Below are 19,585 nucleotides of genomic sequence, written 5' to 3' on the forward strand. Positions count from 1 at the left end.
TCGTCCGTTTCCGGTCGCTGCACACCAACCGCCGTCATCTTGTCAGCGCGCCTTCGTCTCCGGTTCGCCTTCGAGCTTACCTTCCGCGAACACGCGGCTGCCGCGAATATCGGATTCCTCGATGGTGATAAGATCGATTTTCGTCAACGCCCGGTCGCGCGATGCGAAAAGCCGGCTGGCCTGGCGAAGCCGCGCCCGGTCGAGGCTATTGCGAACGGAGCGGGCGTTGGAGAAATGCGGCAGCCGCATGCGGATCGGGAGATACTCTTCGAGCGCCTTGGCCGCCGCTTCGCTGAGACGGTAATTCTGTTCCGCCAGCATGATCTCGGCGATTGATTTGAGTTCGCTGACGCCGTAGTCCGGAAAATCGAGGTGATGGGCGATCCGCGAGCGCATGCCGGGATTGCTGTCGAAGAAGCGGTCCATCTTGTCCTTGTAGCCGGCAAGAATCACAACCAGATCGTCACGGTTGTTTTCCATGCATTGCAGCAGGATTTCGATCGATTCCTGGCCGTAGTCGCGTTCGTTCTCGGGCTTGTAGAGATAGTAGGCCTCGTCGATGAAAAGCACCCCGCCCATGGCGCGCTTGATCACTTCGCGGGTTTTGGGCGCGGTGTGGCCCACATACTGGCCGACGAGATCGTCGCGCGTCACCGCGACCATGTGCCCTTCGCGGACATAGCCAAGACGATGCAGGATTTCGGCCATTCTGAGCGCCACGGTGGTCTTTCCGGTACCGGGATTTCCCGTAAAGTTCATGTGCAGCGTTGGTGCGCCAGAGATCAGCCCGAACTTGCGGCGAAGCCGGTCGACCAGGAGCAGCGCAGCGATCTCGCGGATGCGATTCTTGATGGGCTTCAGGCCGACGAGTTCGCGGTCGAGCTTGTCCATCACCTCGTCGATGTTGGACGCCTCGAACTCGGCCTGTAGATCAACCGATTCGCCCTGCGCGGCAGCGCTCTTTGCTATCGCGTCCAGCATGGTTCGCCTAGCTCCGTTCGCCTTCGGGCCTGTCGGTCGCATAAGGCACGATCGAATAGCCCTGACTGCGGCCGTCACGCTCTTGGCGCAGCAGCCGGAACCCGGGTTCATTGGGTGGCCGGTTGACGATGAATGACATGCGCGGTGCTTCCCAGCCCTTGGTCGAATCGAAGGCGGTGACCCGGACATACATGTTGGGCATAGCTTTCCGGCAATTGTTGACTTCAAGCAGGATGCCCGCCGGGTCCCTCAGGTCGAACATCGGGTTGCCGTACATTTCCCAATAGGTGTTTCGCGGATGTGGATCGTCCGTGTACTCGACGCTGACCGCCCAGTGGTTTTTCAGTGCGTATTTGATCTGCGCCGAAATCTGCTCATCGGTTAGCTCGGGCAGGAACGAAAACTGTCCCTGCGTGACCTTGTTTCCGGGATTGGTCATCATGGCGACGGTTCCTTTCGTCTAGAAGCTCGGCGTTGCGGTTGGCACAAAGTCGGCCGTGTCGGTCGATTCGTAGTTGAAGGTGACGTCCTTCCACGTCTCCAGGGCCGCCTTGAGCGGCGTGCACCATCTGGCCGCCTGTTCGAGGATTTTGGTTCCTTCGCGCAGATAGTCGCGGCCCTCGTTGCGGGCGAGGATCATCGCCTCCAACGCGACGCGATTGGCCGTCGCGCCGGCCTGGATGCCGTCCGGATGGCCGATCGTGCCGCCGCCGAACTGCAGGATGACGTCCTCGCCGAGATAATGGATCAACTGGTGCATCTGGCCGGCATGGATGCCACCGGAGGCGACGGGCATCACCTTGTTGAGCGAGGCCCAGTCCTGATCGAAGAACAGCCCGGTTTCGAGGTTCTGCGGCGTGCGCTCCTCGCGCAGCGTGTCATAAAACCCCTTGATCATAAGCGGGTCGCCTTCCAGCTTGCCGACCACCGTGCCGGCATGGATGTGATCGACGCCGGCCATCCGCATCCATTTGCAGATGACGCGAAAATTCATGCCGTGGTTCTTCTGGCGCGAATAGGTCGAGTTGCCGGCCCGGTGCAGGTGCAGGATCATGTCGTTGCGGCGTGCCCACTTGGCCATCGACTGGATCGCCGTGTAGCCAATGACGAGGTCGATCATGACGATGCAGGAGCCAAGCTGTTTTGCAAATTCGGCGCGTTCGTACATGTCCTCCATCGTGCCGGCGGTGACGTTGAGATAATGGCCCTTGACTTCGCCGGTGGCGGCCGACGCCTTGTTCACTGCCTCCATGCAGTAGAGGAAACGGTCGCGCCAATGCATGAAGGGCTGTGAGTTGATGTTCTCGTCGTCCTTGACGAAGTCGAGGCCACCCTTCAGCGCCTCGTAGACGACGCGGCCGTAGTTGCGGCCGGACAGGCCAAGCTTCGGCTTCGTCGTCGCGCCGAGCAGCGGCCGGCCGAACTTGTCGAGCCGCTCGCGTTCCACCACGATGCCGGTCGCCGGGCCCTGGAAGGTCTTGAGGTAAGCCACCGGAATGCGCATGTCCTCGAGCCGCAAGGCCTTGACGGCCTTGAAGCCGAACACGTTGCCGATGATCGATGCAGTCAGATTGGCGATGGAGCCGGGCTCGAACAGGTCGAGGTCGTAGGCGATACAGGCGAAGTACTGTTGCTCGATCCTGGTGCCTGGACCTGTGTTCGGCACCGGCTCGGATTTGAATGCCTTGGCGCGGTAGAGCTCGCAGGCGGTCAGCCTGTCGGTCCACACCACGGTCCATGTCGCGGTAGAGGATTCACCGGCGATGGCGGCGGCCGCCTCCTCGTGGTCGACGCCGGGCTGCGGCGTGATCCGAAACATGGCGATCAGGTCGGTCTCCTTGGGCCGGTAGTCCGGCTCCCAGTAGCCCATCTTCTTGTAGGGGATGACGCCCGACCTGTAGCGTTCCTTGCCTTCCTTGAGCGTGCCTGCTGAGGGCATGTCGATCTTGTTCATGGCAGGTCTCCTGTTTGCCGCTCAGGCGGCTTTCGCGGTTGCGATTTGGGGGTCGAGCTTTCCTGCGGCGTAACGTTTCGCCATCTCATCCATGGCGATCACCCTGATCTTCGACGCGTGGCCTGCGGTGCCGAAGCGTTCGAAGCGATCGCGGCAAAGGTCGCGCAGGGCGTCCATGGCGGGTTTCAGGAATTTACGCGGATCGAATTCGCGCGGGTCCTCCGTCGCAACGCGGCGGAACTGCCCGGCCATGGCCATTCGGCAATCGGTGTCGATGTTGACCTTGCGCACGCCGTAGCGGATGCCGCGCTCGATTTCCTCGACCGGGACGCCAAAGGTCTGGGGCATCTCGCCGCCATAGTTGTTGATGATGTCCTGCAGTTCCTGCGGCACGGAGGAAGACCCGTGCATGACCAGATGCGTATTGGGCAGCTTTTCGTGAATCGCCTCGATCACCTGCATGGCCAGGATGCCGCCGTCAGGCTTGCGGCTGAATTTATAGGCGCCGTGGGAGGTACCGCAGGCGATCGCCAGTGCGTCGACCCGGGTGGCGGTCACGAAGTCGACCGCCTGATCGGGATCGGTCAAAAGCTGGTCATGGGAAAGCGCACCTTCGGCGCCGTGCCCGTCCTCGGCCTCGCCCTGGCCGGTCTCCAGCGAGCCGAGCACGCCGAGCTCGCCTTCGACCGAAGCGCCGACCCAATGCGCCATGCGTACGACACGTTCGGTGATGGCGACGTTGTAATCGTAGCTCGCCGGTGTCTTGGCATCCGCCATCAATGATCCGTCCATCATCACCGAGGTGAAGCCGTGGCGGATCGCCGACAGGCAGGTGGCTTCGTTGTTGCCGTGATCCTGATGGATGCAGAGCGGAATGGCCGGATGGATTTCGGTCAACGCCTCCATCATTTTGGCCAGCATGATGTCATTGGCATAGGAACGGGCGCCGCGTGAGGCCTGGATGATAACCGGCGCATCGCAGGCCCTGGCGGCCTCCATGATGGCGAGGCCCTGTTCCATGTTGTTGATGTTGAATGCCGGCACCCCGTAGCCGTGCTCGGCGGCATGGTCGAGAAGTTGGCGAAGGGTGATGCGGGCCATTGTCGGTTTCTCCTAGATGATGAGCTTCAGCGCCGCTGCCGCGACGGCTTCGGGCGTGATGTCGAAATGCCGGTAAAGGTCCGGGGCAGGGGCGCTGGCGCCGAAACCGGCCATGCCGACGAAAGTGCCGGTGTCGCCGATCCAGCGGTCCCAGCCGAGCCGTGCTGCGGCTTCGATGGCGATGCGCGGCGCCGAGCCGAGGACGGCCTTGCGGGTGCCGGCGTCCTGCTCCTCGAAAAGCTCCCAGCACGGCATCGAGACAACCGCGGCGGCGACGCCGTGCTCGGTCTCCAGCCGTTCGGCGGCGGCAACCGCGATCTCGACCTCCGAGCCGGTGGCGATCAGCGTCACCGCGCGGTGCCCGGCTGGCTGGCGCAGGATGTAGGCGCCCCGGCTCGACCGGTTCTCGTCGCTGTGTGGCTCGCCGCTAGGTGCTTGGCGCAGCATCGGCAGGTTCTGGCGCGAGAGCACCAGCACGCTCGGCCGCTTCTCGCTTCTCAGCGCCAGTTCCCAGCACTCCGCCGTTTCGATGATGTCGGCCGGACGGAAGACGTTGAGGTTTGGCGTCGCCCGCAGCATCGCCAGGTGCTCGACCGGCTGGTGGGTCGGGCCGTCCTCGCCGAGACCAATGGAATCATGCGTCATCACATAGATGACGCGCTGGCCCATGAGCGCCGAGAGCCGCATCGCGCCGCGCGCGTAGTCGGCGAAGCACAGGAACGTGCCGCCATAAGGCACGAAGCCGCCATGCAGTGCGATGCCGTTCATGGCTGCGGCCATGCCGTGCTCGCGGATTCCATAGTGGATGTAGCGGCCGGCGTAGTCGCCCGGCGCGATGCGGTTCATACCCTTGGTGATCGTCAGGTTCGAATGCGTCAGATCGGCGGAGCCGCCGACGGTCAGTTCGGTTGCGCCATTGATCGCAGCGAGTGCCATTTCCGAGGCTTTTCGCGTTGCAACCTTGGTCGCCTTCCCGACATGCTCCTTGCGGAAAGCGCCGAGTGCTTCGAAGACCGCGTCGGGCAGGGCGCCGGCGACCGCGCTCTCGAAGGCCTGCCGCCGTGGTGAGGCGGCAAGCCGCTGCTCCCAGGCGCGGCGTGCCGCTTGACCGCGGCCGGCAATCTCGCGCCAGGCGAAAAGGATATCGTCCGGCACCTCGAACGGCGCGAAGGCCCAGCCGATGTTTTCGCGCGTCGCGGCGATCTCCGCATCGCCCAGCGGCGCGCCATGCGTCTTTTCCGAACCGCCCAGATTGGGCGCTCCCTTGCCGATCACCGTGCGGCAGGCGATCAGAGACGGCCGGTCCGATTGCTGCGCCGCTTCGATTGCCGCCGCAACGTTTTCGGTGTCGTGGCCGTTCACCGACTGGACATGCCATCCAGCGGCTTTGAACCGCTCCGGCTGGTCCATCGATGTCGACAGGGAAGTGGGCCCGTCGATCGAGATCGCATTGTCGTCCCAAAAGACGATCAGCCGGGAGAGCTTCAGGTGACCGGCAAGATCGATCGCCTCGTGGCTGATGCCTTCCTGCAGGCAGCCGTCGCCGGCGATCGCGTAGGTGAAATGGTCGACGAGATCGGCGCCGTGGCGGGCCGCAAGCATGCGCTCCGCCAGCGCCATGCCGACAGCGGTGGAAATGCCTTGTCCAAGCGGGCCGGTCGTCGTCTCGATGCCAAGCGCATGGCCATATTCGGGATGTCCGGCGGTGCGGCTGCCCAGCTGGCGAAACCGCTGCAATTGCTCGATCGGCATGTCTTCGTAGCCGAGCAGGTAATGCAGCGCATATTGCAGCATGGAGCCGTGCCCGGCCGAAAGCACGAAGCGGTCACGATCGGGCCAGTTGGGGGCCGACGGATCGATATTGATGAAGCGGCTGAACAGCACCGTTGCGACATCGGCCATGCCCATCGGCATGCCCGGATGACCGGAATTGGCCTTTTGGACGCTGTCCATCGCCAGTGCGCGAATGGCGTTGGCCATGTCCCGTTCCGAGACGGCGGCGACGGGCTTCAGTGCTGCTGCTTGGCTGTTCATGGCGTCCTCCTCACGACACACGGTTCTTGCGTTCGATCAATTGCAGGATGAGCGGCGTCAGGATCAGCTGCATGGCAAGGTCGAGCTTGTTGCCGGGCACCACTATGGAATTCGGCCGCGACATGAACGAGTCGTGGATCATCGAAAGCAGGTAGGGGAAATCGATGCCGCGGGGATTGGCGAAGCGGATAACCAGCATCGATTCGTCGGGCGTCGGAATCCAGCGCGCGATGAATGGATTGGACGTGTCGACGATCGGCACGCGCTGGAAGTTGATGGCGGTCTGCGAAAACTGCGGGACGATGTAGCGGACATAGTCCGGCATGCGACGCAGGATCACGTCCATCACTGCCTCGGTGGAATAGCCGCGCGTTGCGCGGTCGCGATGGATCTTCTGGATCCATTCGAGATTTATGACCGGCACCACGCCGATCTTGAGATCCGCGTGCCTGGCCAGGTTGATCTTGTCGGTGACGACGCAGCCATGCAGGCCCTCGTAGAAGAGCAGGTCGCTCGGGGGAAATTCGCGCCATTCGGTGAAATGTCCCGGCGGCGTGCCGTACTGCTTCTCCTCATCCTCATCATGGATGTATGTGCGGGTCTTTCCGGTTCCCCGGCGGCCATATTCCTCGAATACCTCTTCGAGGATTGCCAGTTCATTGGCCTCGGCGTGGAAGTGGGTGAAGTTCGGATTGCCCGCCTTTTCCTCCTCGGCCACTTTCGCCTTCATCGTGGCGCGGTCGTAGCGATGGAAAGCATCGCCTTCGATGAAGGCGGCCCCGATGTTCTCGCGCCGGAAGATCAGCTCGAAGATGCGCTTGACAGAGGTAGTGCCTGCGCCCGACGACCCGGTGATGGTAATGATGGGGTGCTTTGCCGACATGGTATTCAGGCCCTGAAAAGGCCGCGGCGGCTGAACAGCGGCGCGCGCTCGCCGATGGCGCTCGGCTCGGTGTGGTAGCGGGTGATGCGCGCGACTTCCCGCGCCGATCCGAAAACCATGGGCACGCGCTGGTGAAGGTTCTCTGGTTCGATTTCGAGGATGCGGGTGATCGTATCGGTGGCGGCACCGCCCGCCTGTTCGACGAGATAGGCGATCGGGTTTGCCTCATAGACGAGGCGCAGTCGCCCCTGGCGGTAAGTCTTGCGCTTGTCGCCTGGATACAGGAATACGCCGCCGCGCATCAATATGCGGTAGCAGTCCGCAACCAGGGAGGCGATCCAGCGCATGTTGAAGTCCTTCTCACGTGGGCCTTCGGTACCTTCGAGGCAGTCGTCGATGTAGAGCCGCACCGCCTCGTCCCAATGCCGGTAGTTGGCGGCGTTGATGGCGAACTCCTGGGTTCGCTGGGGGATGATCCGGCTCTCGTAGGCCTGGACGAAGGTGCCGAGCCTGGTCGAGAGAACGAAGACATGGGTGCCGCTGCCGAGCGACAGAACCAGCGCCAGCTGCGGCCCGTAGATGAAGAAACCGGCGCCCAGCTGGTTCACGCCTGCCTGCAAAAACGAGGCGGCCGGATTCCCATCCGGCGCACCAATTGCAGGGAGGAGCGAGAAGACCGTTCCGATCGACACGTTGGTGTCGATGTTGGAAGAGCCGTCGAGTGGGTCGATGGCGATGGCAAGAGGCGCTTGCCTGTCGAGCAGCACCGGCTGCTCCAGTTCCTCGGAAGCGTAGAGCGCGACCGGAGCGTGGCGCATGGCGTCGAGGAAGATGTCATCGGCGAAGACATCGAGATCCTTCTGGATGTCGCCGTCAGCATTGGCGCCGCGGGTTCCGGCAAAGGCCGTGCCGAGCACCCCTTGATTGATGGTGTTGCGGATCGTGGTGGCCGCCTGCGTCAGCTGACGGATGGTCGCTACGACCGCGGAGCGCAGTTCGTCCGGCTCGCCAAGATAGGAGTTCAGAAAAGCGTCGAGCGTTGCCGCTGGCATCGTAACCTCCCGATCCAGCCGCCTCTCCTCGGGTCGGCCGGATTGGGAAAGGAGAACAAACGATGCTGGATAAGTAAAATTCAATAACTTTACTCAGGCAGTAAAAAAAATTTAGTATGCCATATGAGAAACCTCACGCTTAAGCAATTCAAGACCGTTCAAGCAATCGTCGCCCACGGAAAAATCGTCAGCGCGGCCAAGGTGTTAGGCCTGTCTCCTCCAGCGGTGACGATCCAGTTGCGGCAGGTGGAGGAGGATTTCCAACTGGCCTTGTTCGACCGGACGTCGGACGGCATGCGTCCCACTGCCGCAGGTCTGGCCTTCGTCGAGACCGCACAGGCCATCGAGGAGCGGCTTCGTCTGCTGGAAGACAAGATGGATGCAATCAAGGGCGTGCGCGCCGGAAGCTTGCGGCTCGGCGTCGTTTCCACGGCCAAATATTTCGCACCGCGGCTGATGGCTGCCTTCATGAAGGAACATCCCGACATCGACATGCGGCTTGCCATCGGCAACCGCGCCGAGACGATCGACAATCTGAAGAACCACGACATCGATATCGCGCTGATGGGACGCCCGGCGAAGGAAGTCCCGGTGCGTGCTTCGGTCTTCGGCGATCACCCGCTGGTCATCATCGCACCGCCCGACCACCCGCTGGCGTCGGCACACGACATTTCCAAGGAGCGGATCGCCGATGAGCATTTCCTCATTCGCGAGCCCGGCTCCGGAACGCGCATCTCACTGGAAATATTCCTGAGCGACGTGCCCGGCCGCATCGACGATCTCGGCGTCGAGATGGGCTCGAACGAGACCATCAAGCAGGCAGTGATGGCCGGGCTCGGCATCGCGTTCATCTCTGCCCACACCATCGCTGCCGAAACCGAAGCCGGCCGGCTGGTTATCCTCGACGTTGTCGGCATGCCGATCCGCCGGCAATGGTTTTCGGTGATGCGCAGCGATCACGCGATCTCGCCGGCCATGGCGACATTCCACGATTTTCTGATGCGCAAGGGCGCGATGTACCTGCCCCTGTTCGGCAAGCTCTATCCGCACGAGGAACCGAACACTGGAGGTCGCGCGAGTTAGCGCACTGCCCCAAGCAAACGCTTCAGATAGACGAAGGCGTCCATCGGCGGCTGATCGGCTTTGAACTCCTGACCGAGAGCCGAGGATCGGGAGGCACTGCTGGTGGCAACGCATTTGCGGAGCCGAGTCGACCGCCCTCCAAGCGCTGGGCCATGGGGTAGCGGCCCGCGTTCACGGAACGGTGGGCTTTGATTGAGCGTCTGCTAGCCTACAATTGGTTCGGCGACAGCTTCTTCGAGGCCAGCTGCCGCTTGGGCGGCAAGACCGCGGGCCGCTGCTTGTGAATCGTAAAATTCCTCAAGTGCATAGACTCTGCCCCACCGCAGGGTGAACACGTGGAGACCACGGTTGACGTACGACGCGTCGCCATTGAGCAGCGTTGCGGTACCGTCCCACTGGGCAAACACGGTGGTATGCCACGGCCAGCCCTTCACCCAGATGTGGTTGACCGTGAGATGGAGATTGGGCAGGTCGCGGCCGAGGCGCTCAAACCAGCGGCGCATGGCTTCTTTGTCGCGGCGCTCACCACCAAGTGCGTGGGCGCCGGAAACGCGGTGATGGACATGCAGCGCGAGTGCCTTCACCGCCTCATCCCAGCGATGGTTGTTGACGTGGTCGAAGCTCTCTCGGACCGATTTCTCGACAAAATAGCTGTATAGCATTTGACCTCTCCCCAAACTTATTCGATCGCGTGATCGAGGCACCATGTGGCGAGCCGAGCGGACGCGAGAGCCCACGGCCAGCAGCACGCCGGCTGCGGTCTGCACTTCGGCTCAGCGTATTGTCGCGTCGGCTCGCAGATGCATGTCAGTCTCGGTCGAGACCGTCACCTCATCCCCGGACCTTGAGAACGCGTAGAGCGAGTCCTGGTGGCCCGGCATGGAAAATGCCACGGAGTCGTCGTCGGCGAGGCCCATGACGACGCGCAGCGGATCGCCCCCGGTCTTCGGCGCGAAGGTGGCGGTGACCTCCAGGAGGCCGCCGTCGACCGGGACGTAGTAGACAACCATGTCAAGGTGTCCCTCGTGCAGGCTGCCGCCCTCGATCGGGCGTCCGATGGTGGCTTCCTCGGCAAAAGCCGGGGTCGCAAGAAACAGCGCGGCCAGGAGCGATGCGCTCAGGGTTTTGCGGATCATTTCGCATCTCCTTTTTAGATTGCGTTCGAACTCTATATAGGCTATAGATTACGAACGCAATCTAAAAAAGAGGTCAACAATGCGCGTAAGTCGTACCCAGGCCGCGGAAAACCGAGAAACCGTAATCAACGTGGCAAGCCGCCTTTTTCGGGAGCGCGGCTTTGATGGTATCGGCCTTAAGGATCTGATGAAGGGTGCCGGACTGACCCAAGGCGCGTTTTACAAGCAGTTCGCATCCAAGGACGACCTGGCGGCGCAGGCGTCCAGGCGGGCGATGGAGAGCGCCACCCGTCGATGGTCGGCCGCGACTGCGGCAAACCCTGATGATCCGCTTGGCGCGGTGATCGCGTTCTACCTCAGCATGGACCATCGCGAAGAAAGGATGGACGGCTGCCCGATCGTGGCGCTCGGTTCGGATGCCGCCAGACAGGGCGTGGACGTGAGAGCGTCGTTCGAAGCCGGGATCAGGGAATATCTTGAGATGTTTGGTAGTTGGGTTGGCGAGGCCGACGGCGAGCGGCCCGGCGACAAGGCCATGGCCATTCTCTCGACAATGGTCGGTGCGGTGCTCCTTTCGCGCGTCGTCAACGACCCCGACCTCGCGCAGGCATTTCTGGATGCGGCGACAGAACAGGTTCGCGAAGCAGCCGGCGCTTGAATGGCGTGCGCAGCGCCTGCGGCGCGCCCAAACTGACAGGAAAATAGATGCGACGGATTGTTGTTACGGGCATGGGAGCGGTTACGCCCCTTGCTGCCGATGTTGAAACGTCCTGGTCGCGTCTCCTGGCCGGCCGCTCGGGCATCCGGAGGCTTGCGGATGATGTGGTGTGCGACCTGCCGGCGAAGGTCGGCGGGGTGGTGCCCTCCACAGAAGAAGATCCGGACGCTGGTTTCGATCCGGAAGCCATCCTTCCGCCGAAGGATCAGCGCAAGGTAGACCGGTTCATTCTCTTTGCGCTGGCCGCGGCACAAGAGGCGCTCGCCCAAGCAAGATGGGCCCCCGTCTCGGAAGCGGATCGCTTGCGCACGGCCACGATCATCGCCTCGGGCGTCGGCGGGTTCCCGGCCATAACCGAGGCGGTGCGCACGGTCGACCGGCGCGGCGTCCGCCGTCTATCACCTTTTACGGTGCCGTCCTTCCTGGTGAACCTCGCGGCAGGCCACGTCTCGATCCGCTATGGCTTCAAAGGTCCGCTCGGTGCACCCGTGACGGCGTGCGCGGCCGGCATTCAGGCGATCGGCGATGCGGCTCGCCTAATCCGCGCCAACGAGGCCGATATTGCCGTGTGCGGCGGGACGGAAGCATGCATGAATCTTGTCAGCCTCGGTGGGTTTGCCGCGGCACGCTCTCTTTCGACGTCCTTTAATCACCGTCCTGATGAGGCCTCCCGACCGTTCGACAAGTCGCGGGACGGCTTCGTCATGGGCGAAGGAGCCGGCATGCTGGTCATCGAGGACTTGAGCCACGCGCTGGCGCGCGGCGCAAGACCGCTGGCCGAGCTTGTCGGCTACGGCACGACGGCGGATGCTCATCACGTCACCTCCGGTCCCGAGGACGGCGACGGTGCGCGCCGGGCCATGGAGATCGCAATCGCCCAAGCAGGGATTTCGCCCCGCGAGGTTCGTCATCTCAATGCCCATGCGACCTCCACGCCGGTGGGCGACCTGGGTGAGATCGAAGCGATCAAGAGCGTGTTCGGGCGCGATTTCGCGATAGCTGTCAGTGCAACGAAATCGGCGACCGGACACCTGCTCGGAGCCGCCGGCGGGCTCGGAGCAATCTTCGCAATCCTGGCACTCAGGGATCAGATGGCACCGCCGACCCTCAATCTGAGCGCTCCCGATCCGGCCGGCGACGGGATCGACTTCGTCGCAAACCGGGCCCGGCCGATGGCGATGGGCTATGCAATCTCCAATGGCTTCGGCTTCGGAGGCGTTAATGCCAGCGCGCTGTTCCGGCGCTGGACGGATGATCTGGCCGGCGCGAGTACCGGAGGCGCTCATGATTGACGCCTTTCGCTCCGACCTGTCGTGCTTCTCCCACGCCAATCCAAAACGAAGAAAGAAGTGACCTCCATGAACAAGACCAATCTAGGCGTCGCCCTGGTGACGGGGGCATCCAGCGGTATCGGGCACACAACGGCCAAAGCCCTGCAGAACGCGGGCTTTCGCGTGTTCGGAACCAGCCGTCGCGCCGTCGTCGACCGATCCGATGGGGTTACCATGCTGGCCTGTGACGTGACCGATGACACGTCCGTGGCGAAACTTGTCCAGGACGTGCTGGCCGAGACCGGGCGCATCGACCTGCTTGTCAATAATGCCGGCGTTGGCCTGCTTGGTGGCGCGGAGGAGTCCTCGATGGCCCAGGCCAAGTCGTTGTTTGACGTGAACGTCTTTGGCGTTATGCGAGTAACCAAAGCGGTGTTGCCGACAATGCGCCGCCAAGGCAAGGGCAGAATCGTCAATTTGAGCTCGGTGCAGGGGTTCATTCCAGCTCCCTATTTCGCGCTTTATTCGTCGACCAAGCATGCCGTGGAGGGCTACTCCGAATCGCTCGACCACGAACTGCGTACTTTCGGAATTCGCGTCGTGTTGGTGGAGCCCGCCTATACCCGCACCTCATTTGAAGAAAATCTCGCCAGGCCGGATCAGTTGCTTGACATCTATGACTCTGCGCGCGCCGGCATGAATGCAGCTGTGCGGAAAGCGATGGAAAAAGGCGATGCGCCGGAAGTGGTGGCCAGGACCGTTTTGGCGGCTGCGACCGATCCCGCTCCGAAGAGGCGGTATGCGGCTGGAAAAATGGCGCGCCAGGTCAGTTTCCTGCGCCGTTTCGTCCCCGCATCCGCTTTCGACAAGAGCCTGCGAAAGCAGAACGGACTGCCGGTCTGAGGTCGACAACAATGATATTCCTGTTTCGGTCGAGCCCATGCGAGAGCGCGTTCCAGGAGTTCACATTTTTTGGCACTGGCACAGCCGGACGCGCATATTAGATGCGCGTCCGGCCGCGCCCCCGCCCAGCGGTGATTGGCGGTATATTTGCGCCATTTTATATTTGGGCGCGAAAGAGCGGGGGCCACGTTCCTTTCACACCCGTAAGTGATCCGTATGTGCGATCCCTGCAGACTGGTCGGTATCACGGAAACTCCCGGGCATGGGGTTCGGGAATCGAAGGGGACAAGGGGTAATGCTCTACACGCTCGTTATGATGGTCTGCCTGACGGATGTGCCGCAGACCTGTGAACAACGCGAACAGATGGTGGACGGCCTGGCGATGAATCCCGGGACCGCCTTCATGCAGGCGCAATCGCTGGTAGCCCAGTGGATCGAGACGCATCCCCGTTATTTCGTTCAGCGCTGGCGCGTGCTGCCCGGCCGTGGATCGTGATATCCGCCGCGAAGATCGAATGAGGTTCTATTTCTTCGCGGCGAGCGTTTCCGAGACGGCCTTGGACAATTGATAAAGCCGCTGCTCGATTATCGTCGGCACTTCACAGACGTAGGTCAGTGATTGGACGCGTTCATTGAAAATTCGCGTTGCGAATTTCAGCTGTTCGGTTCGCCGATCGATCTCTTCGGGATCTGCATCCGGCTTTGCCCGCAACGCATCGACATCGGACCCTTCCTTGCGCAACGCGGCGGCCATTTCGAGCTGCTTGTGGGCGTAGCGGGAAATGCCGGAGATCACCTGCGAGCGCTCGGCGTCCAGGTGGTCGAACATGCCTTGCACCATCATCGCCATTTTGGGTGCAAGTTGCTCGGCCGGCAAGGAGGCCGCGAAATCCCTGATCTTCTTTTGAGCTTCCGCAATCGGCATCCGGCGAGCTGCCACTTCCTCGATCAGGGCGGAGATGGTGGGGTCCTTCGACCAGTCCTTCGCCGCTGAAGGAAGGTCCGGTCCGCTCCAGATCTGGCCGAGCGAGAGTTGCGGCACCTTGCGCTGCATGCAGGGCCAGTCTGGATCGGGGTTGGCCGCCATGGCGTTGACGCCCGGCGCGAGCATGGCGACCAGAGCCAGACCGCGAACATGGATCATTCGCGCCATCAGGCATTTCCTCCCGTGTCCTGTTTGCGGGTCATCAGGCCGCGCGAAGGGTCGTAGGCGATGATGGCGGCGGCAAGGAACAGCAGCGTGCAGCCGGCAACGACGCCCAGCGACAGCCAGTCAACCTGGCCGTAGAAGGCGAAGCGGATCAGTTCGACGGCGTAAGTAAATGGATTGGCGAGGCAGATTTTGTAGAGCAGGGGGCTAGCCTCCTGGATACGCCACAAGGGATAGAGTGCCGGAGAAGCGAAATAGCCGGGAAAGATGACGAAGTTCATGATGCCAGCGAAGTTTTCGAGCTGCTTGATCATTGAGGACAGAAGCATGCCGAGCGCGCACAGCATCATGCCTGACAGGAACAGCGCCGGCAGCACGGTGAGATAGCCAAGCGGCGGCGCCTTGACGCCCCAGAACCAGGCAACGATCAGGAACGCGTAAACCTGCGCGATCGACACGGCGACACCGGCGAGCATCTTCGAGATCAGTAAAAACCAACGCGGGAAGGGGCTGACCAGCAGGGTGCGCATGTTGCCCATTTCGCGATCATAGACCATCGACAGCGAAGACTGCATGCCCGAAAACAGCAGAATCATGCCGCACAGGCCCGGCGTGATGTAGACCTCGTAGAGCACGTAGGTCTTGTAGGGCGGGATGATCGATACGCCGAGCACCTGCCGGAATCCGGCGGCAAAAATGAACAGCCAGACGAGCGGCCGAACCAGCGAGGATATAAAGCGCTCGCGCTGATGCAGGAAGCGCAGGCACTCCCGCACGACGATCCCTTTGAGGCAAACGAGGTAGTGGTGGAGCCCAAACTGTTCGAACTTCACCGGCGTGAGGGTGGCGACTTTTGCCGGCATTGCGGGAGCGCTCATGGCGACATCTCCGCGATGCCGCTTGTTTCGATGCGGTTGAGCCTGGAAAAGGCGTCGCGGATCGAACTGGCACCGCTCGTCGCAACGACATCGGCCACCTTACCCTTGGCAACCAGGTCGCCCTGCCGCAGCACGACGACATGGTCGCCGTCTTCGACCTCATCGATCAGATGCGTCGCCCACAGCACACCGATGCCCTCGGTTTCGACGAGTTTGCGGATGGTGGCCAAAATGCCCGCACGCGACTGGATGTCGAGACCGACCGTCGCCTCGTCGAGCAGCAGCAGGGAAGGGCGGTGGAGCAGCGCCCGCGCGATCTCGATGCGCCGCATTTGGCCGCCGGAAAGACTGCGTGCCTTGTCATGCTGACGGCCCTGCATGTTGACTGTATCGAGCAGCGCGGCAATGCGCTGCCGGGCTTGGTGTCCGCCAATGCCATGCAGCGAGGCGTGGTAGGAGAGGTTCTGGTGGACGCTGAGGTCGAGGTCGAGCGTGCGTGCCTGGAATACGATGCCGACACGCCTGAGCGCTTCGCCCGAAGCGCGGCTGACGTCATGGCCGAAGATGCGGATCGATCCGCGGCGGGTGCCGTAAAGATGGCTGATCAGTGAGAACAAAGTTGTCTTGCCGGCCCCATTGAGGCCGAGCAGAACGGTGAAAGTTCCCGGCGCGATCGAGAACGAGACGTCCTGGAGCACTCGCTTCGGACCATAGGAATGGCTGATGCCGGCAACATCGAGCGCTGCCACCTCCTCTCCAGCTCCGCTTGTCCTCACATGCTGCATGCCGCTGGCTCCTTCGGGGCGCGCTGGTCATCTAGTGCACTTGCAACATCCCCGCGGCAAATATTCATCACGTCGGCCTCCCTGATCATTGCTGCGGTCTAGTGGGGCGATATGGCCACGCCCCAAGGCTGCTGGCCCACCGTAACCGATTGAACCGGCTCGTCCGTCGCCGTGTCGATGAAGGTGATGTCGTTGGAATTGCCGTTGGTGGTGATCAGCGTCTTCTGATCGGGGGTGAAGTCGAGATGCCAGACGCGCTGGCCGACCAGGATGTATTTTTCCACCTCGTAGGTTTCGGTGTTGATGACGGCGACGTGGTTCGCTGGGCCGAGCGCGACATAGGCTTTCTTGCCGTCCGCGCTGATTGCGATGCCGACCGGCTGGATGGTTTCGGGCCGCAGTCCCGCAATCGCGAACTGGATCTTCTTCACCACCTCGCGTTTGAGACTGTCGATGACGCTGACGGTACCGCCGATTTCGGCACTGACCCAGATCTGTGATCCGTCGGGCTTGAATTGCGCAAAGCGCGGACGCGTGTCGACCAGGACGTTGTCGGTCACCTCATGGCTGTCGGTGTCGATGAAATGCGCCATGCTGGTGGTTTCGGAGGTGTTGACCATGGTTTTGCCATCGGGACTGACGGCCATGCCTTCAGGCTCCACCCCAACGGGAATCTCGGTCATGACCTGCTTGCTCTCGACGTTGATCGCGGTGACGAGATTGTCGTCCTCGTTGGCGACGTAGAGCGTCTTGCCGTCGGGCGAAAGCACGAACAGTTCGGGATCGGGGCCTGATGGCAGCGTGCCAACGATCTGCAGCGTCGCGGTATCGATGATTTCGATCGTATCGTCATCGCTGGCGCACAAATAGATGAACTTGCCGTCATGCGAGATGGTGATACCGCGCGGCCTCTGGCCGACTTCGACGGTCTTCACCACTTGCATCGTCGCCGTGTCGACGACCGTTATCGTATTGTCTTTCTCGTTGGAGACATAAACGGTGTAAGCCCACGCCGGATTGGCCATGAAGCCGAGAATGGCGAGTGCGCAAGCTCGTCTCTGCACGAAAATTCCTCCCGATTGGTTCTACTTAAGGACGCATCTCGTTTCCGGCTGATCGACGCCGAGCGTATCGAGCTCGGAGATTTGGTGAAGATAACCCTCCTGTGGCGATGTCGAGACCACGGATTTGGTGTCGCCGAGCAGGATTGGCTGGCGAAGCTGATGGTTCCACTTGCGGAAGGTCAGCTTCTGTCCTTTGAAGGCGGCGACCGAGAAATCGTCCGAGCGGATGTAGTCGCTGATCTTCTTCGGATCGTCGCCATTGGTCCGTGTGCTGGCTTCGCCCACCGCCCGCACCGCCGTCCAGGCCGACATATCCTTGGACAGCATTCGCCGGCCGGTCGTCTTCAGGAAACGGCTTTGCATTTGAATGCCACCCCATTGCTCGCTCGCGGGATGCCAGGACGATGCGACAAGACCGGCCGTGCCAGCGACCAGCCGCGGTGTCCAGGTGCGGTAGGGCACATAGGTTCCGAACACCTCGCTCTCATCGGCGACAAGCACCACGTCGTGCTCCGGCAGATCCTGCGTGAACACGGAAATCTGCTGCTGTATCTGCGTGGCGCCGGTGTCGGTGCGGCGCGCCGTGCCAGTGTCTTTGAACTCCTTCTCGGCGACGATCTGACCGCCGAAGCGAGCCGCCGCGCGGCGCAACGCGGCCGCATAGAGATGATCCCGCTCATGCGAACCATAGAGCAGCACCCAATTCGGCCATTTCTTTGTCACGAGATACTGCGCCAGCGCGTCAGCCAGCATGCTTCGTGTCGGCGCCACATGGAAAATGTTTATGCGGCAGTCTTCCTCGCGCAGGCTGTCGTCTGTGGCACCGACATTGAAGACCAGAACGCCCTTGTCGCGGGCGATGTCGGCGATCGACAGCAATTGCCTGGCCGAGAGGTCAGCGACAATATAGCGGTCACCTTTGGCAATCAGATCGTTGAACGCCTGAACCGCGTCGCCGTCCGGCTTGACCTCGGCTATGTCGAGGCTGAATTTCTGGCTGAGGAACTTTCCTGTCGTGTTGTTATCGCCGATCGCCACATTGGCGCCGGCGACACCTTCGTCGCGTGGCGGCAGGTCCAGCAGGGAAAGCGCCAGTTGCGGCGCGTAGGCCCGCAAATAACCTATTCTGATTTCGGTTATCTTTCTTTCCGGCCTGTCGGCTGCGACCGGTTGCTTGCCCGTCACTTCCTGGGCCATCACGCCTGTAACGTTGGCGGTCTGGAAAAAAAAGCACAAAAAGGCCACGAGAGTGCCTGGCACCGCGCTCGTCATCGATAAAACTGCCCATTCTTGCACTAAAGTCCGATTGTTCCCGGACCAGCGCGAATTCAAGGTGCCCACAATGAGCTTAGCGGACGCCACAAGATTTATCAAAGCCCTGCAAGTGAACTTACGTGTCTGCTTTAGTCCTATTCCTTTTCGCGGGGATACGGCGATGAATGAGCGTGTTGCGGTCTCATCCGCAGCAATGGCGGAATGTGAAACTCTATGGTTCGTCTTGGGAGAACTGCCTGATGAAAACGCGCGCCGCTGTCGCCGTCGCCGCCGGAAAGCCGCTGGAGATCATGGAGGTCGACCTCGAAGGTCCGCGTGATGGCGAGGTGCTGGTCGAGATCAAGGCAACCGGCATCTGCCACACCGACGAGTTCACGCTGTCGGGCGCCGACCCGGAAGGCCTGTTTCCGGCGATCCTCGGCCATGAGGGCGCCGGCATCGTCGTCGACGTCGGCAAGGGCGTCTCCTCGGTCAGGAAGGGTGACCATGTCATCCCGCTCTACACGCCGGAATGCCGGCAGTGCCCGTCCTGCCTGTCGCGCAAGACCAATCTGTGCACCGCCATCCGCGCCACGCAGGGACAGGGCTTGATGCCTGACGGCACCTCGCGCTTCTCGATCGGCAAGGACAAGCTGTTCCACTATATGGGCTGCTCGACCTTTTCCAACTTCACCGTGCTGCCCGAGATCGCGGTGGCCAAGGTCAATGCCGACGCCCCGTTCGACAAGATCTGCTACATCGGCTGCGGCGTCACCACCGGCATCGGTGCTGTCATCAACACCGCCAAGGTCGAGCAAGGCGCGACGGCGGTCGTGTTCGGCCTCGGCGGCATCGGCCTCAACGTCATCCAGGGCCTGCGCCTTGCCGGCGCCGACATGATCATCGGCGTCGACCTGAACAACGACAAGAAGGAATGGGGCGAGAAATTCGGCATGACGCATTTCGTCAATCCGAAGGAGATCGACGGCGATGTCGTGGCTCATCTCGTCAACATGACCAAGCGCGGCGCCGACCAGATCGGCGGCGCCGACTACACGTTCGACTGCACCGGCAACACCAAGGTGATGCGGCAGGCGCTAGAAGCGTCGCATCGCGGCTGGGGCAAGTCGGTCGTCATCGGCGTTGCCGGCGCCGGCCAGGAGATCTCGACGCGGCCGTTCCAGCTGGTCACCGGCCGCACCTGGATGGGCACCGCCTTCGGCGGCGCGCGCGGCCGCACCGACGTGCCGAAAATCGTCGACTGGTACATGGCCGGCAAGATCGAGATCGATCCGATGATCACCCACACGCTGACGCTCGAGGACATCAACAAGGGCT

20 protein-coding genes are annotated in these 19,585 nt (G+C 62.0%); 6 read left to right on the forward strand and 14 right to left on the reverse strand.

Annotated features, from left to right (window positions below; all coding sequences use genetic code 11):
• Nucleotides 1–42 precede the first annotated feature (42 nt).
• The 7 genes from cbbX to NKI70_RS03645 are packed head-to-tail and all read right to left on the reverse strand — an operon-like array spanning nt 43 to nt 8,005.
• Nucleotides 43–981 carry a CbbX protein gene (cbbX, locus tag NKI70_RS03615; protein ID WP_023678834.1) on the reverse strand — a complete coding sequence of 313 codons (939 nt, stop codon included), beginning with the start codon at nt 979–981 and terminating at the stop codon, nt 43–45.
• 7 nt (nt 982–988) lie between these two features.
• On the reverse strand, nt 989–1,423 hold the full coding sequence (locus tag NKI70_RS03620) for a ribulose bisphosphate carboxylase small subunit (RefSeq protein ID WP_023678835.1): 435 nt from the start codon (nt 1,421–1,423) through the stop codon (nt 989–991).
• Between the two features lie 18 nt (nt 1,424–1,441).
• Entirely contained in the window at nt 1,442–2,935 is a 1,494-nt protein-coding gene (locus NKI70_RS03625) for a ribulose-bisphosphate carboxylase large subunit (RefSeq protein ID WP_502898912.1), read from the reverse strand.
• A gap of 21 nt (nt 2,936–2,956) precedes the next feature.
• Complete coding sequence (gene fba, locus NKI70_RS03630) at nt 2,957–4,036, reverse strand: class II fructose-bisphosphate aldolase (protein WP_352724286.1); 1,080 nt, start codon at nt 4,034–4,036, stop codon at nt 2,957–2,959.
• Nucleotides 4,037–4,048: 12 nt separating this feature from the next.
• Entirely contained in the window at nt 4,049–6,070 is a 2,022-nt protein-coding gene (gene tkt, locus NKI70_RS03635; RefSeq protein WP_352724287.1) for a transketolase, read from the reverse strand.
• A 10-nt stretch (nt 6,071–6,080) separates the two neighbouring features.
• Nucleotides 6,081–6,953 carry a phosphoribulokinase gene (locus NKI70_RS03640; RefSeq protein ID WP_023678839.1) on the reverse strand — a complete coding sequence of 291 codons (873 nt, stop codon included), beginning with the start codon at nt 6,951–6,953 and terminating at the stop codon, nt 6,081–6,083.
• A 5-nt stretch (nt 6,954–6,958) separates the two neighbouring features.
• Nucleotides 6,959–8,005 (reverse strand): class 1 fructose-bisphosphatase, encoded by a 1,047-nt coding sequence (locus NKI70_RS03645; RefSeq protein WP_352724288.1) that lies wholly within the window; start codon nt 8,003–8,005, stop codon nt 6,959–6,961.
• A gap of 123 nt (nt 8,006–8,128) precedes the next feature.
• On the opposite strand from NKI70_RS03645, the gene NKI70_RS03650 reads away from it, so the two are divergent.
• Nucleotides 8,129–9,088, forward strand: a complete 960-nt coding sequence (locus tag NKI70_RS03650; protein WP_352724289.1) for a LysR family transcriptional regulator — start codon at nt 8,129–8,131, stop codon at nt 9,086–9,088.
• A gap of 203 nt (nt 9,089–9,291) precedes the next feature.
• Here the strand turns inward: NKI70_RS03650 and NKI70_RS03655 are convergent, their stop codons facing one another.
• Nucleotides 9,292–9,750: a nuclear transport factor 2 family protein gene (locus NKI70_RS03655; RefSeq protein WP_352724290.1), complete on the reverse strand. Its 459-nt coding sequence runs from the start codon at nt 9,748–9,750 to the stop codon at nt 9,292–9,294.
• Between the two features lie 111 nt (nt 9,751–9,861).
• Nucleotides 9,862–10,224 (reverse strand): hypothetical protein, encoded by a 363-nt coding sequence (locus NKI70_RS03660; protein ID WP_352724291.1) that lies wholly within the window; start codon nt 10,222–10,224, stop codon nt 9,862–9,864.
• A gap of 79 nt (nt 10,225–10,303) precedes the next feature.
• Here NKI70_RS03660 and NKI70_RS03665 point away from each other — a divergent pair, with 79 nt between their 5' ends.
• From NKI70_RS03665 to NKI70_RS03680, 4 genes are all read left to right on the forward strand, one after another.
• Nucleotides 10,304–10,882 (forward strand): TetR/AcrR family transcriptional regulator, encoded by a 579-nt coding sequence (locus NKI70_RS03665; RefSeq protein WP_352724292.1) that lies wholly within the window; start codon nt 10,304–10,306, stop codon nt 10,880–10,882.
• A gap of 47 nt (nt 10,883–10,929) precedes the next feature.
• Nucleotides 10,930–12,234, forward strand: a complete 1,305-nt coding sequence (gene fabF, locus NKI70_RS03670) for a beta-ketoacyl-ACP synthase II (protein ID WP_352724293.1) — start codon at nt 10,930–10,932, stop codon at nt 12,232–12,234.
• A gap of 66 nt (nt 12,235–12,300) precedes the next feature.
• Nucleotides 12,301–13,116: an oxidoreductase gene (locus tag NKI70_RS03675; protein ID WP_352724295.1), complete on the forward strand. Its 816-nt coding sequence runs from the start codon at nt 12,301–12,303 to the stop codon at nt 13,114–13,116.
• Nucleotides 13,117–13,411: 295 nt separating this feature from the next.
• Nucleotides 13,412–13,612 carry a hypothetical protein gene (locus tag NKI70_RS03680; protein WP_352724296.1) on the forward strand — a complete coding sequence of 67 codons (201 nt, stop codon included), beginning with the start codon at nt 13,412–13,414 and terminating at the stop codon, nt 13,610–13,612.
• Between the two features lie 27 nt (nt 13,613–13,639).
• On the opposite strand, the gene NKI70_RS03685 is transcribed toward NKI70_RS03680, so the two are convergent.
• The 5 genes from NKI70_RS03685 to NKI70_RS03705 all read right to left on the reverse strand — a co-directional run bounded on the left by NKI70_RS03685 (nt 13,640) and on the right by NKI70_RS03705 (nt 18,190).
• On the reverse strand, nt 13,640–14,269 hold the full coding sequence (locus tag NKI70_RS03685; protein ID WP_352724297.1) for a hypothetical protein: 630 nt from the start codon (nt 14,267–14,269) through the stop codon (nt 13,640–13,642).
• Entirely contained in the window at nt 14,269–15,129 is an 861-nt protein-coding gene (locus tag NKI70_RS03690; RefSeq protein ID WP_352450693.1) for a lanthanide ABC transporter permease protein PedC, read from the reverse strand. The genes NKI70_RS03685 and NKI70_RS03690 overlap by 1 nt, the downstream gene beginning before the upstream one ends.
• Before the next feature lie 11 nt (nt 15,130–15,140).
• Nucleotides 15,141–15,929 carry a lanthanide ABC transporter ATP-binding protein PedB/LutE gene (locus NKI70_RS03695; protein ID WP_352724298.1) on the reverse strand — a complete coding sequence of 263 codons (789 nt, stop codon included), beginning with the start codon at nt 15,927–15,929 and terminating at the stop codon, nt 15,141–15,143.
• A gap of 98 nt (nt 15,930–16,027) precedes the next feature.
• Nucleotides 16,028–16,993, reverse strand: a complete 966-nt coding sequence (locus NKI70_RS03700; RefSeq protein ID WP_352541893.1) for a YVTN family beta-propeller repeat protein — start codon at nt 16,991–16,993, stop codon at nt 16,028–16,030.
• Between the two features lie 21 nt (nt 16,994–17,014).
• Nucleotides 17,015–18,190, reverse strand: coding sequence for a lanthanide ABC transporter ABC transporter substrate-binding protein PedA1 (locus tag NKI70_RS03705; RefSeq protein WP_352724317.1), 1,176 nt, complete (start codon nt 18,188–18,190; stop codon nt 17,015–17,017).
• Nucleotides 18,191–18,507: 317 nt separating this feature from the next.
• Between NKI70_RS03705 and NKI70_RS03710 the strand changes: the two genes are divergently transcribed.
• A partial coding sequence (locus NKI70_RS03710) for an S-(hydroxymethyl)glutathione dehydrogenase/class III alcohol dehydrogenase (protein WP_352724299.1) occupies nt 18,508–19,585 on the forward strand: 1,078 nt, incomplete at its 3' end.

This window comes from Mesorhizobium sp. M0500 (genome assembly GCF_040321165.1).
In the GTDB taxonomy this organism is placed as follows: Bacteria; Pseudomonadota; Alphaproteobacteria; order Rhizobiales; family Rhizobiaceae; genus Mesorhizobium.